The 13,091-nt window shown below is 70.5% G+C and carries 11 protein-coding genes; 5 read left to right on the top strand and 6 right to left on the bottom strand.

Annotated elements, in window-relative coordinates; genetic code table 11:
- The first annotated feature begins 107 nt into the window (after positions 1-107).
- Positions 108-542 carry a hypothetical protein gene (locus ACH34T_RS33075; RefSeq protein ID WP_396024879.1) on the top strand — a complete coding sequence of 145 codons (435 nt, stop codon included), beginning with the start codon at positions 108-110 and terminating at the stop codon, positions 540-542.
- A 104-nt stretch (positions 543-646) separates the two neighbouring features.
- On the opposite strand, the gene ACH34T_RS33070 is transcribed toward ACH34T_RS33075, so the two are convergent.
- Both ACH34T_RS33070 and ACH34T_RS33065 read right to left on the bottom strand, forming a co-directional pair.
- Positions 647-2,398, bottom strand: coding sequence for a GMC oxidoreductase (locus ACH34T_RS33070; protein ID WP_396024878.1), 1,752 nt, complete (start codon positions 2,396-2,398; stop codon positions 647-649).
- A 9-nt stretch (positions 2,399-2,407) separates the two neighbouring features.
- Positions 2,408-3,988: a succinic semialdehyde dehydrogenase gene (locus ACH34T_RS33065; RefSeq protein WP_396024877.1), complete on the bottom strand. Its 1,581-nt coding sequence runs from the start codon at positions 3,986-3,988 to the stop codon at positions 2,408-2,410.
- 244 nt (positions 3,989-4,232) lie between these two features.
- On the opposite strand from ACH34T_RS33065, the gene ACH34T_RS33060 reads away from it, so the two are divergent.
- Entirely contained in the window at positions 4,233-4,880 is a 648-nt protein-coding gene (locus ACH34T_RS33060; protein WP_396024876.1) for a TetR/AcrR family transcriptional regulator, read from the top strand.
- 380 nt (positions 4,881-5,260) lie between these two features.
- On the opposite strand, the gene ACH34T_RS33055 is transcribed toward ACH34T_RS33060, so the two are convergent.
- A complete protein-coding gene (locus tag ACH34T_RS33055; RefSeq protein ID WP_396024875.1) occupies positions 5,261-5,824 on the bottom strand; it encodes a dihydrofolate reductase family protein in 564 nt (187 codons plus the stop codon).
- A gap of 210 nt (positions 5,825-6,034) precedes the next feature.
- Here ACH34T_RS33055 and ACH34T_RS33050 point away from each other — a divergent pair, with 210 nt between their 5' ends.
- The 3 genes from ACH34T_RS33050 to ACH34T_RS33040 all read left to right on the top strand — a co-directional run bounded on the left by ACH34T_RS33050 (position 6,035) and on the right by ACH34T_RS33040 (position 7,602).
- A complete protein-coding gene (locus tag ACH34T_RS33050; protein ID WP_396024874.1) occupies positions 6,035-6,775 on the top strand; it encodes an IS5 family transposase in 741 nt (246 codons plus the stop codon).
- A 266-nt stretch (positions 6,776-7,041) separates the two neighbouring features.
- Positions 7,042-7,248 (top strand): hypothetical protein, encoded by a 207-nt coding sequence (locus tag ACH34T_RS33045; RefSeq protein WP_396024873.1) that lies wholly within the window; start codon positions 7,042-7,044, stop codon positions 7,246-7,248.
- A gap of 3 nt (positions 7,249-7,251) precedes the next feature.
- Positions 7,252-7,602, top strand: coding sequence for a DUF1036 domain-containing protein (locus tag ACH34T_RS33040; RefSeq protein ID WP_396024872.1), 351 nt, complete (start codon positions 7,252-7,254; stop codon positions 7,600-7,602).
- A gap of 18 nt (positions 7,603-7,620) precedes the next feature.
- Here the strand turns inward: ACH34T_RS33040 and ACH34T_RS33035 are convergent, their stop codons facing one another.
- From ACH34T_RS33035 to ACH34T_RS33025, 3 genes are all read right to left on the bottom strand, one after another.
- Positions 7,621-8,514 (bottom strand): IS5 family transposase, encoded by an 894-nt coding sequence (locus tag ACH34T_RS33035; protein ID WP_396024871.1) that lies wholly within the window; start codon positions 8,512-8,514, stop codon positions 7,621-7,623.
- Between the two features lie 105 nt (positions 8,515-8,619).
- Positions 8,620-10,353 carry a glycerol-3-phosphate dehydrogenase/oxidase gene (locus ACH34T_RS33030; protein WP_396024870.1) on the bottom strand — a complete coding sequence of 578 codons (1,734 nt, stop codon included), beginning with the start codon at positions 10,351-10,353 and terminating at the stop codon, positions 8,620-8,622.
- Between the two features lie 904 nt (positions 10,354-11,257).
- On the bottom strand, positions 11,258-12,373 hold the full coding sequence (locus tag ACH34T_RS33025; protein WP_328374311.1) for a GuaB3 family IMP dehydrogenase-related protein: 1,116 nt from the start codon (positions 12,371-12,373) through the stop codon (positions 11,258-11,260).
- Positions 12,374-13,091: the final 718 nt, after the last annotated feature.

Raw genomic sequence — 13,091 nt, 5'->3', positions numbered from 1 at the left:
GCCGGAGCGCTCCGACGCACGCCTCCCCTCCGGGCGCGCGGGAGCCACTCCGGCGCCGGACCTTTGCGCCCGCCTGAATGTCGGTGGTCCTGGCGAGGATGGGGCACGTGATCGAAGAACCCGGATCGAGTGAGCAGCGGCGCGGTGAGGACTTCGCGGATCTCGCGGCGGCCATCCGCGAGTTCCAGGCGGAGGGCTTTGCCGTCGGCGAGGTCACCGAATCCGTCTGCGGCCGGTGCGAAGGGCGCGCCTTCCGCGTGGTCGCGGACGACGACGTGGCCCGGCGGACGTGCACCGCGTGCGGGACGTCCGAGTTCATCGTGGACAGCGCCGACTACTGGGACGAGGCCGAACCGGTCGAGTGCGAGTGCCCGTGCGGCGGCGACAAGTTCGCCGCCGCCGTGGGCTTCTCCCTCCATCCGGACGGAGAGGTCCGGTGGGTCAGCGTCGGCCTGCGCTGCCTCGCGGACGGCGCGATGGGCGTCTACGCCGACTGGAAGATCAACTACGGGCCGTCGGCGCATCTGGTGAACCTGGCCTGATCGTCCCGGAGTTATCCACAGGATCGCGTTCCACTTCCGACCGGCCCGAGGCGGCCCGAGAATTCAGGCACGGGGTTCGCCACGGGATTCGGGGGGCGGTCGTGTCAGGTGATGTCGACGATCGGGAGCCGCAGGGCGGCGGGCGCGTCGGCCGGGACGGCGGGGTTCTTCGGCAGGACAGGGTTGAGGCGCTGGTACGCGTCGCCAAGGGCTGGGCGCGGGTCGTCCTCAGAGCGGTTCGGCCAGAACGACATGGCGCGTTCGGCCTGGGCCGTGATGGTGAGGGACGGGTTGACGCCCAGGTTGGCGGAGACGGCGGAGCCGTCCACGACGTGCAGGCCCGGGTGACCGTAGACGCGGTGATAGGCGTCGATGACGCCCGACTCGGGCGAGTCGCCGATCGCGCATCCGCCGAGGAAGTGGGCCGTCATCGGGACGTCGAACAGGTCGCCCCACGTACCGCCGGGCATGCCGCCGATCTCCTCGGCGATCAGCCGGGTCGCCTCATGCCCCTCCGGGATCCAGGTCGGGTTGGGCTCACCGTGGCCCGCGGACGCGCGGACGTCCCAGCCGAACAGGCCCCGCTTCGGGCGCAGCGTGATCGAGTTGTCGCGGGTCTGCATGACCAGCGCGATGACGGTCCGCTCCGACCAGTGCCGCACGTCCAGCAGCTGGAGCAGGTGCCGGGGGCGGCGCACCGCCTCGCGGCCGAACTTCACGAGCCGGGGCGTGTGCTTCTCGCCGGGCCGGTCGCCATCCACGAGAAGCGTCTGGAGGGCGGCGAGCAGGTTGGAGCCGCGGCCGTACCGGACGGGCTCGATGTGCGTGTCCGGGGCCGGGTGGAACGACGAGGTGATCGCGACGCCCGCGGAGAAGTCGGGGCCCGTCCTGCCGTTGGCACGGCCGCCGCCGAGGATCGCCTCCGAGTTGGTGCGGGTCAGGGCACCGAGCCGGTCGGACAGGCCCGGGAGGCGGCCGGTCGCCTTGAGCTTGTGCAGGAGTTTCTGCGTCCCGTAGGTTCCGGCGGCGAAGACGACCTGCCCGGTGGTGAGCGTCTTGCGGTCGCGTCCGAACGAGCCCGTCCGCACGATCTCGACCTCGTAGCCGGCGTCGGCGAGCGGCCGCACGACGGTGACGCGGCTGAGCGGCATCACCCGCGCCCCGGCCTTCTCCGCGAGGTACAGATAGTTCTCCGTGAGCATGTTCTTCGCGCCGTGACGGCAGCCGACCATGCACTCGCCGCACTCCAGGCAGCCGCGGCGCCGCGGGCCCGCCCCGCCGAAGTACGGGTCGGCGCTCTCGATCCCGGAGCCGCGCCCGAAGTAGACGCCCACCGGGGTCTGGACGTAGGTGTGGCCCTTGCCCATCCGGTCGGCGACCTTCTTCATCACCTTGTCGGCCTCGGTCGTCGTCGTGTTCTGGACGACGCCGAGCATGCGCTTCGCCTGCTCGTAGAAGGGCGCCAGCTCGTCCTGCCAGTCGGTGATGTGCGCCCACTGCCGGTCCTTGAAGAACGGCTCCGGCGGGACGTACAGGGTGTTGGCGTAGTTCAGCGACCCGCCGCCGACGCCCGCGCCCGCCAGCACCATCACCCGGCTCGACTTCGCGCCCCGGATCAGGTGCATCCGCTGGATCCCGGTGAGCCCGAGTGCCGGCGCCCACAGGTAACGGCGAATGCGCCAGTTCGTCTTGGGCAGCCCCGGATACCGCGACCCCGGCGCGCCGGACGGGTTCGTGTCGAAGCGCCGCCCCGCCTCGATCACCCCGACGCGATACCCCTTCTCGGTCAGCCGCAGCGCCGACACGCTCCCGCCGAACCCGGAACCGATGACGAGCACGTCGAAGTCATGCCTCACGAGCGATCCCTACTTGATTCGCAGCTTCTTCATGAGCTTGATCCCGGTCGCCATGGCGTCGGCGAACCGGTCGTAGCCGATCGCGCCCGGAGGTTCGAGGTCCATGATGTGCTGGCTCGCGACGGTCTGCACCTCGGTGAACTTCAGCAGGCCCTCCGACCCGTGGCGGCGCCCCACACCGGACTGCTTCATCCCGCCCATCGGCGAGTCGTACGACGCGTACGCCGCGCCGTACCCGTCGTTGATGTTGACCGTCCCCGCCTGGATGCGGGCGGCGAGGCGGCGGCCCCGCGCCGGGTTCCTCGTCCACACCGACGCGTTCAGCCCGTACGGCGTGTCGTTGGCGCGGGCGACGACCTCGTCCTCGTCCCGGTACTTGTAGAGCGCGACGACGGGGCCGAACGTCTCGTTCGCGCACACGTCCATGTCGCCGTTGACGTCCGCGAGCACCGTCGGCTCGTAGAACAACGGCCCGATGTCCGGACGCGCCTTCCCACCGGCGAGAACGGTGGCCCCCTCCTTGACCGCCTGGTCGACGTGCCGCGTCACCGCGTCCAGCTGCCGCGCGGACGTGAGCGACCCCATCTCGGCGTCGAAGTTCAGACCGGGCCCGAGCCTCATGCCTTTCACCAGCTCGACGAACCGGGGCACGAACCGCTCGTAGACGTCCTCGTGCACGTACATCCGCTCGATCGAGATGCACAGCTGCCCGGCGTTGGTGAAGCACGCGCGGACGGCGCCCCTCGCGGTGCGCTCGACGTCGGCGTCCGGCATCACGATCATCGGGTTCTTCCCGCCGAGCTCCAGCGAGTACGCCACCAGCCGCGGCGCGACCTTCTCCGCGATGGCCTTGCCGCCCCGCGTCGACCCGGTGAACGACACGTAGTCGGCGTCCTCCACCAGCGGGTCGCCGATCTCGGACGGCTCGCCGACGACGACCTGCCACAGCCCGCGCGGCAACCCCAGCTCGATCAGCAGGTCGAGAACCCACAGGCTGGACAGGCACGTGTGGGTGTCCGGCTTGTGGATCACCGCGTTGCCCGCCATCAGTGCCGGCGCGATGTCGCTCGCCCCCAGCGCGAACGGATAGTTCCACGGCGCGATCAGCGCCACGACGCCCTTCGGGTGCCGCAGCTCCCGCACGCGTGTCAGCCCCGGCATCATGCCCTGCCTGCGCCGCGGCTTCAGCAGCCTCGCGGCCCGCCGCGCGTAGTACAGCGAGCACATCGTCACGTCGAGGAACTCCTCCATCGCGTGACGGCGCGCCTTGCCGGTCTCCAACTGGATGACGTCGAGGATCTCCTCGCGCCGGTCGACGAGCGCGTCGGTGAGCCTGAGGAACGGCTTGACCCGCTCTCCCACCGGCAACCGCGCCCACGCCGCCTGCACCTCGCGGGCCCGCGCATAGGCCTTGCGGACGTCGTCGGCGCTGGACAGCGGAACGGTCGCGAGGGCCTCGCCGGTGAACGGGCTCGGGATCGTCGCGGTGTCGGCGCCGTCCGAGGCGACATGCGCTGCCAGCCGGTCGGTCAGGTTCTGAGGCAGCGTGCGCTCTGCCGCGCCCTTGGCGGGGACCGTCGGAGATGCCATGCACGCAGCGTATGACCCCTGACCGCTCTTGGCTACCCGCAAGTAACGGACGACTTGGGCGCTTTGCCGTACAGCTCCCGATTCATTGTCACCCGGCACCGAACGGACCGTTCCAAGCCAGTCGGAGTTGCGCAACTCGGGGACCGACCGTGTCCGACCGGTGTATTCCGAAGGACACGAGGAGAATCCCGGCGCGCGGTCCACCGCCTCGGACGCGCGTCCCCGCACACGGAGGGAACAACGCATGAGGGACACCCACGGCGGCCATCCCGAGGGTGACACGACGGTGCCCCGCCCCCCGCGACCGTCCGACGGCGCCCGGCAACGCCGGGACCGCCGCGACCAGACCCGCACCGCACTGCTCACCGCCGCCGAACGCCTCTGGGCCGAACACGGCATCCACGGCGCGTCACTCGACGACATCGCGGCCGCCGCCGGACTCACCAAGGGCGCCGTCTACTCCAACTTCGCCGGCAAGACCGACCTGCTCCTGGCCCTGATGGAGCGCTTCACCAGCGACCCCGCCCAATCCGACGTCTGCGAGGAACTCCGCGCCGCCGAAGAGGACGCCGACCCCGCCGGCCGCTCCTCAGCCCGCCACACCCCTGACGACCGCGCCCGCCAACTCGCCCTGCTCCTCGTCGAGTTCTGGCTCTACGGCATGCGCGACTACGCCGCCGGCTGGCGCATCGCCGACTGGTACGCCGAACGCCGCGCCCGCCTGGCCAGCCAACTGGACCCCGCCGACGGCATAGCCCCCGACGAACGCGCCACCCTCACCATGGCCCTCGACTTCGGCCTCGCCTTCCAGCACTTACTCGACCCCGCCCGAGTCCCCACCGACCTCTACAAAACCGGCAAAGCCCTAATGCAAGGCCACCCCAACCCCTAACCCAAGGCCCGGAGGCCGAACGGCCAGCCCCCGGACCAGAGGAGAACAACTGGACCGCCGACAAGTTCAGCCCCAGCCCCCGAGGGCCGATCGCTAAACAGCCAGCGCCGCCCCGGAAGTGAAGAGCTAGATCGCGCGCTAGGCCCGCCCCTAACCCCCAAAGCCGAACGACAAACAGCCAGCACAACCCCAGAAGAGAAGAGCGGAATCACGGACAAGCCCCACCGCCAACCCCCGAAAGCCGATCGGCGGACAGCCAGCACAGCGCCGGAAGAAGAGCGGAATCGCAGACGAAGCCCACTACCACCCCCCAAAGCCAATCAGCAAACAGCCAGCACAGCCCCGGTAGGGGAGGGATGGGTCGCGGACAAGGTCAGGTGTTAACCCCCGGAGGTTGGTTGGTAGGTGGTGAGGGTTGCGCCGGAAGGGAAGGGGTGGGTCGCGGTCAAGGTCAGTGGCATTCTGGATTTCAGGTCGCCGAACAGCGGGCGGCCCGAGCCGAGGGCGACCGGCTGGACGCACAAGCGGTATTCGTCCACCAGAGCGACCCGCGCGAAGGACTGCGCGAGCCGTGCGCCGCCGAAGAGCACCATGTCCTGGCCAGGGCGGGCCTTCAGCCGCGTCACCTGATCGACCAGGTCCGCGTCGCCAGTGACGGGGACGATGCGTGCGTTGGTCCACCGCAGGGGTTCGGGTCTGCGGGAGAAGACGAGTTTGGGCATGGCGTTGACACGGTCCGCGTACTCGCCCGACGCGGTGGGCCAGTACCGCGCCATCTCCTCGTACACGCCGCGGCCGATCAGTGCGGTGTCGATCGCGTCGAGTTGCTCCAGCGCCTCGGCCTGCCGGTCCTCGTCCGGCGAGATCATCCAGTCGAGGTCGCCGTCCGGCCCCGCGATGAAGCCGTCCACGCTGGTCATCATGGAGAGAACCACGCGTCTCATATCTTCCTCCTAGTCCGGGTTCCTTCACAGATGGCAGAGACCGGGGAGGAGGAAGAATCATCGGTCCACGCGGCGTCTCTTCGACGCGCGCGGCCGGCGGCCTAGGCCGTGTCTCGAAGTCTGGTGTGACGGTGTGTCGTGATCTCTAAGTAGCGAGGTCTCCGGTAGAGGGTTCATCGACCAAGAAGAACCAGAAACACCGGAGACCTCGTGGCCACCTTAGCGGTGACGAGGCGGTTCGACCTGTCCGACGAGCAGTGGGCGCGGCTGGAACCGTTGCTGCCCGTGCCCGTGCGGCCGGGTCGGCCCTCGAAATGGACCAAACGGCAGCTCATCGACGGTATCCGATGGCGGATACGGGTCGGTGCACCTTGGCGGGACGTCCCATGCTGCTACGGCTCTTGGCGGGCGGTGTACGGGTTGTTCCGCCGCTGGCAGCGCGACGGCACTTGGGCCAAGATCCTTTCTGGGTTGCAGGCCTGGGCCGACGCCGCCGGTCTGATCACCTGGCAGGTCAGCGTGGACTCCACCGTCATGCGCGCCCACCAGCACGCCGCCGGAGCCCGCCGGCGCGGCGAGTTGCAGGCCGAGCCGCCCGGAGGCATCGCCGCGCTCGGCCGGAAGGTCCGCGGCAGGCTCGGCCGCAGGTCCGCGGACGCGGAGATCCTGAGCGGCGCGATCGCCGACCCGACCGACGCGCGCATCGCCCGGCTGGCCGAGGCGCTCCAGAACGCCATGGAGGACGACCCTGCCTTCGCCGACGACCTCGAGGCGGCGCTGCGGCACGCCATGAGCGAGAACGCGCAGTTCCGCGCCGAGGTCGACGACCGGCGCGCGCGGACGCGGATCGACGCGACGGCCACCGACGGCGGCATCACCAACATCGTGAACGGTGACGTCAAGCACCAGATCACCATCAACGAAGTCCACGGCGGCATGAACATCAACTGAACCCGCCGCACCGCGCCCGGTAAGGGCGCCGCCTGCACGGCTGAGCGCCGAATGCGCCGCCGGCTCGGCTCATCCTTTTACCAAGTGTCGTTCAAGTCTGATTTTCGAGCGCGGATCCAAGGTCGCCGCGCTGTCGACTCGGCTCTCGTCCTTTCGCTGCACAAGCGTCGTTCTTTGATGCGGGTTTTGTGAATTAGTGGCTTTATGCGTGGCGCCTTCGGGCATCCGGCGACTGAAATCCAGAACGACCGGAAAAGGTGATCAAAATGGCTGAGCGCGAACCAGACCCGACGACGGAGTTCGCGGCCACGCCGCCGGCCGGCGCGGAGGAAGGCGGTCTGCGGGAGGCGCCCGCGCTGGCGCCGACGCGAGCCGGCACCGGCAGGCGCGCGGCGGCCGAGGCGGGGCCGCAGCCGCCCACCGCGCTCGACGACAGGCCGCTGGCCCAGCGATTCGCCGAGCCGACGGAGTAGGCCATGCAACTGCACTTCCGCAACGACCACGGCTCGCGGCTGTGGGTGGCGATCATGTTCTGGTCTCCGGACGACTGCGCGGACTACGGCCGCTGGGGTACCCGGGGCTGGTGGCAACTCGATCCCGGCCAGCAGAAGTACGTCCTCAACACGTCCGCGACGTTCGCGTTCTTCTACGCGGAGGCCGATGACGGCGCCACCTGGAGCGGCGGGCCGAGCGCCACCATCTTCATGTACGTCACGCAGGAGCCGTTCGACTCCTGCCATCTGATCGGCAGTACCGCCGCGCGGCTCGTCTCGGTGCGCCGTCTCGAACTCGGCACCGGCGGCGGAATCATCCAGCCGCTCAGCTAGGGCCTGTCTCAAAGTTGATCAGAGCCATTCGTTGATCGCAGCGATGTGGACGGTGGCCTGGTAGCGGACGGCGAGCTTGTCGAACCGGGTGGCGACTGCGCGATGGCGTTTGAGCCGGTTGATGCCGCACTCGACGGCATGGCGTTCGCGGTAGTCGACCGGGTCGAAACCGGGTGGTCGACCGCCGCGGGTGCCTCTGCGCTGCCGGTGACCGGCCTGGTCGGCCGGTTCGGGGATCGTGGCTGCGATGCCTCGTCGGCGCAGGTGGGCGCGGATCGCGCGGGAGGAGTAGGCCTTGTCGGCGCGGACCCGTTCGGGCCGGGTGCGGGGATGCCCGCCACCTGTACGGGCGACCCGGATCCCGGCCATCACCACCTCGAACTGCGGCGCGTCGGCCCGCTGCCCGGCCGTCACCACCAGCGACAACGGCTTTTGGCCCTGCTCGCAGGCCAGGTGCAGCTTGGTCGACAGCCCACCGCGCGAACGTCCCAGAGCGTGATCGTCGGGCTCGCACACGGTTCCTCCGGGCGGCTCGGCCTGCAACTCGCCGCGCCGGCGGGCTCCGGCGGCGTGCTGGTGGGCGCGCATGACGGTGGAGTCCACGCTGACCTGCCAGGTGATCAGACCGGCGGCGTCGGCCCAGGCCTGCAACCCAGAAAGGATCTTGGCCCAAGTGCCGTCGCGCTGCCAGCGGCGGAACAACCCGTACACCGCCCGCCAAGAGCCGTAGCAGCATGGGACGTCCCGCCAAGGTGCACCGACCCGTATCCGCCATCGGATACCGTCGATGAGCTGCCGTTTGGTCCATTTCGAGGGCCGACCCGGCCGCACGGGCACGGGCAGCAACGGTTCCAGCCGCGCCCACTGCTCGTCGGACAGGTCGAACCGCCTCGTCACCGCTAAGGTGGCCACGAGGTCTCCGGTGTTTCTGGTTCTTCTTGGTCGATGAACCCTCTACCGGAGACCTCGCTACTTAGAGATCACGACACACCGTCACACCAGACTTCGAGACACGGCCTAGGCCGTGGGCACGATGTCAGGGGCGCCCCGGCGATGGGCGTCGGCTTCCTGGTCGTCCTCCTGGGTCTGGGAGGCGCGTTCGGCCTCCACGCGCTTGCGGTAGTACTCGATCTCGCGGTCGCGCTGCTTCTTCGACCAGCCGAGGACGGGGGCGAGCAGGTCGGCGGCCTCCTGGGCGACGCCGACACCGCGGTCCCAGGTCTCGATGGAGATGCGGGTCCGGCGGGCGAGGACGTCGTTGAGGTGGCGGGCGCCCTCGTGGCTGGCGGCGTAGACGATCTCGGCGCGGAGGTAGTCGTCGGCGCCGGCGAGGGGCTTGCCGAGGTCGGGCTTCTCGGAGATCAGTTCGAGGAGGTCGTCCAGGAGCGTGCCGTGCCGGCCCAGAAGGTGCTCGATACGGGCGACGTGGAGCCCGGAGCGCGTGGCGAGACGGTGGCGAGCGTTCCACATGGCCTGGAAGCCGTCGCCGCCGACGAGCGGGACGCGGTCGGTGCAGGACTCCGGGATCTTGCCGTCGAGGCCGTGGGCGACGGCGTCGATGGCGTCCTTGGCCATGACGCGGTAGGTGGTGTATTTGCCGCCGGCCACCAGGACGAGGCCCGGGACGGGGTGCGCCACGACGTGTTCGCGGGAGAGCTTCGAGGTCTCTTCGGTCTCGCCGGTGAGGAGAGGGCGCAGGCCCGCGTAGACGCCCTCGACGTCGTCGTGGGTGAGCGGGGTGTTCAGGATGGTGTTGACGTGGTCGAGGACGTAGTCGATGTCGGCCTTGGACGCGGCGGGGTGGGCCTTGTCGAGGTCCCAGGCGGTGTCGGTGGTGCCGATGATCCAGTGGCGGCCCCACGGGATCACGAAGAGGACCGACTTCTCGGTGCGGAGCAGGATGCCCGTCGCGGAGTGGATGCGGTCCTTCGGGACGACGAGGTGGATGCCCTTCGAGGCCTTGACATGGATCTGGCCGCGGCCACCGACGAGTTCCTGGATGTCGTCCGTCCACACGCCGGTGGCGTTGACGACCTGCTTCGCGCGGACCTCACTGGTCGTGTTGCCCTCAAGGTCGCGGATGCGCAGGCCGGTGACGCGCTCGCCCTCGCGCAGGAAACCGATGCACTGCGTGCGGGACGCGATCTGCGCGCCGTACTCGGCGGCGGTGCGCAGAGCCGTCATCACGAAGCGGGCGTCGTCCACCTGGGCGTCCCAGAGCTGGATCGCGCCGACGAAGGCGTCCTTGCGGAGGGACGGCGCGAGCCGCAGCGCGCCCCGCCGGGTCAGGTGCCGGTGGTGCGGGACGCCGCGGGTGCTCCCCATCTGGAACGCGAGCGCGTCGTACAGCGCCACCCCGGCGCCGAAGTACCCGCGCTCCCACACGCGGTGGGTCGTCGGCAGGAGGAACGGGACGGGCTTCACCAGGTGCGGCGCGATCTGCTGCAGGAGGAGCCCGCGCTCGGTGAGGGCCTCCCGGACGAGGTCGAAGTTGTACTGCTCCAGGTAGCGCAGCCCGCCGTGGATCAGCTTGGACGAGCGGGACGACGTCCCGGACGCGAAGTCCCGCGCCTCGACCACCGCGACGGACAGGCCGCGGGTGGCCGCGTCGAGCGCCGCGCCCGCCCCGACGATGCCGCCACCCACGACGACCACGTCGAACTCTTCGCGCGCCATGCGGTCGAGCGCCGCCGCCCGTTCGGCCGGGCCCAGCCGGGAGCTGCCCAGGCCCGTCACAGGTGATCCCGTCATCGCGATTCCCCCCACAGCGGTTCGGTTTCCGAGCGTTACCTACCCCAGAGTAGGGACGGCTCCACCCCGCAAAGGACCGTTTCCGCGTGGCCTCGGTCTCAGACCGTCACCCCCAGGCACCACGGAAAGCAACAGCCTGAAACCAACGCCCCCGAAGACCGCGGAGAACAACCGCTGAAGACCCCTCAGCCGATGACGCTCAACCGGCGAGGCCGCCCAGGCACCAGGAACGCCCAGGCAGTGAAGCGCCCCAGTTGGTAGGACGCCCAGCTGATGGGACCCCCGGCCAGTGAAACGCCCAGCCGGTGAGACGCGGTGCCGGTGAGACGCCGTGCCAGTGGAGCGCCGTGCCAGTGGAGCGCCCAGCCAATGAAACACCCAGCCGGCGGAACCCCCGGCCGGTGGGACGCCCGGCCAGAGAAACGCCCAACCGGCGGAACCCCCGGCCAGTCGGACGCCCCGCCGGTGGAGCGCTCAGCCGCTGAAACGCCCGGCCAGAGAAACGCCCAACCGGCGGAACCCCCGGCCGGTCGGACGCCCCGCCGGTGGAGCGCTCAGCCAGTGGGACGCCGGGCCAGTGAAACGCCGGGCCAGTGAAACGCCGGGCCAGTGAAACGCCGGGCCAGTGAAACGCCGGGCCAGTGAAACGCCGGGCCAGTGAAACGCCGGGCCAGTGAAACGCCGGGCCAGTGAAACGCCGGGGCGGTGCAACGCCCGGACGGTGAAAGGCCCAGTTGGTGGGACCCCGGCCGGTGGAGCGCTCAGCAAGTGGGCCGCCCGGCCAGTGGAGCGCCCGGCTGATGAAACGCCCAGCCGGTGGGACACCTAGGCGGTGGGACACCTAGGCGGTGGGACACCTAGGCGGTGGGCGGCCAAGCAGTGGGTCGCCAGGGCGGTGGGACGGTCAGTCGGTGGAGCGGCGGGGGGCCACCACTACCTGGACGCGCTGGAACTCCTTCAGCTCCGTGTAACCGGACGTCGCCATCGCGCGGCGCAGGGCGCCGATCAGGTTCATCGAGCCGTCCGCGACATGGGACGGACCGTGCAGGATCTGCTCCATCGTCCCGATCGTCCCGAGTTCGAGGCGGGTGCCGCGCGGGACGTCGCCGTGGTGCGCCTCGCTGCCCCAGTGGTAGCCGCGTCCAGGCGCCTCCGTGGACCGGGCGAACGGCGAGCCGACCATCACGGCGTCGGACCCGCACGCGAACGCCTTGGCGATGTCGCCGCTGTTGACCATGCCGCCGTCGGCGATCACGTGAACGTAGCGTCCGCCGGACTCGTCCATGTAGTCGCGGCGGGCGGCGGCCACGTCCGCGACGGCCGTGGCCATCGGAACGGCGACGCCGAGGACGGTCCGGGTGGTGTGCCCGGAGCCGCCGCCGAACCCGACGAGCACCCCGGCCGCGCCGGTGCGCATGAGGTGCAGCGCCGCCGTGTAGGTGGAGCAGCCGCCGACGATCACGGGGACGTCCAGGTCATAGATGAACTGCTTGAGGTTCAGCGGCTCGGCGCGCCCCGACACGTGCTCGGCGGACACGGTCGTCCCGCGGATCACGAACAGGTCGACGCCCGCGTCGATGACGGCCTTGTGGAACTGCGCGGTGCGCTGCGGCGACAGCCGTGCGGCCACGGTCACTCCGGACTCGCGGATCTCCTCGATCCGGCGGCCGATCAGCTCCTCCTTGATCGGCTCGGAGTAGATCTCCTGGAGGCGCTGGGTGGCGCGGACGTCGTCCAGCGAGGCGATCTCGGCGAGCAGGGGCTCGGGGTTCTCGTAGCGCGTCCACAGCCCTTCGAGGTCGAGGACGGCGAGGCCGCCGAGCCGTCCGACCGCGATCGCGATGGCGGGGCTGACCACGCTGTCCATCGGCGCGACGACCAGCGGCATCTCGAACCGGTAGGCGTCGATCTGCCAGGCGACGCTGACCTCCTCGGGGTCGCGCGTCCGGCGGGACGGCACGATGCCGATGTCGTCGAAGGCGTACGCCCGGCGGCCGCTCTTGCCCCGGCCGATCTCCACCTCAGCAGCCACTGCGCCCCTCTTCTTCCTCACCCGGCGCCGTGCCGGTCGTCGTCGTCCTGCTCGGTGTCCCCGGTCCTGCGCGATGTTCCCGCCGACCGCGGGAACAAGCCCCGGAAGAGCTTACGTCAGCGTCCGACAAAGGCGAGACGCAGCCAGGACGCTCACAACCGTCCGCCGAACGCAGAAGACGCCAGGTCGCGCCCAGGCACGCCGGGCGAGACAGGCGAGGCCAAGGCGCGGAGTGACCCAGCCGGATCGGCACGCGGCGTCGGACCGCGCGGCAAACCCGAGGACCGGACAAAGCCAGGACACGCGGCCGCGCTGTGGGCCCAGGTCGCGGGCCCAGGTCGCGGGTCCAGGTCGCGGAGGCAGGTCGCGGAGGCAGGACGGCGGGCCGGGCAGCGGGGATAGGACGCGGGGCAAACGCAGGACCGGGCGGGGGGAGGCGCGGATCGGACAGTGGGAGCGGAGCCTGGGGACCGATCGCGGGCCAGGCGCGGGACTGGGGCCGTGGGACGGGACGCAGGGCAGCGCGAGGGACTGGGCGGTGGGGTCAGGCCGCCGGGGGACGGCGTGGGAACGGGGACGGGACGCGTAGACAGGACGGGGGCCGGGCGTGGGACCAAGGCGTGGGACAGGACGCGGGCCAGGCGCGGAGCCAAGGCGTGAGGACAGGACGCGGAGGCGGGGTGCCGGGGGCGGGGTGCCGGGGTGC

Source organism: Actinomadura sp. 9N215 (assembly GCF_044326345.1).
GTDB lineage: Bacteria > Actinomycetota > Actinomycetes > Streptosporangiales > Streptosporangiaceae > Spirillospora.
The sequence above is the reverse complement of the archived record's forward strand: the minus strand, read 5'-3'. Positions and strand labels throughout refer to the sequence as shown.

Bases quoted from the DNA above. Each gene is read 5' to 3' on its own strand.
- ACH34T_RS33030 (WP_396024870.1), bottom strand. From the start codon at position 10,353: ATGACGGGATCACCTGTGACGGGCCTGGGCAGCTCCCGGCTGGGCCCG.
- ACH34T_RS33055 (WP_396024875.1), bottom strand. From the start codon at position 5,824: ATGAGACGCGTGGTTCTCTCCATGATGACCAGCGTGGACGGCTTCATC.
- ACH34T_RS33060 (WP_396024876.1), top strand. From the start codon at position 4,233: ATGAGGGACACCCACGGCGGCCATCCCGAGGGTGACACGACGGTGCCC.
- ACH34T_RS33065 (WP_396024877.1), bottom strand. From the start codon at position 3,988: ATGGCATCTCCGACGGTCCCCGCCAAGGGCGCGGCAGAGCGCACGCTG.
- ACH34T_RS33040 (WP_396024872.1), top strand. From the start codon at position 7,252: ATGCAACTGCACTTCCGCAACGACCACGGCTCGCGGCTGTGGGTGGCG.
- ACH34T_RS33045 (WP_396024873.1), top strand. From the start codon at position 7,042: ATGGCTGAGCGCGAACCAGACCCGACGACGGAGTTCGCGGCCACGCCG.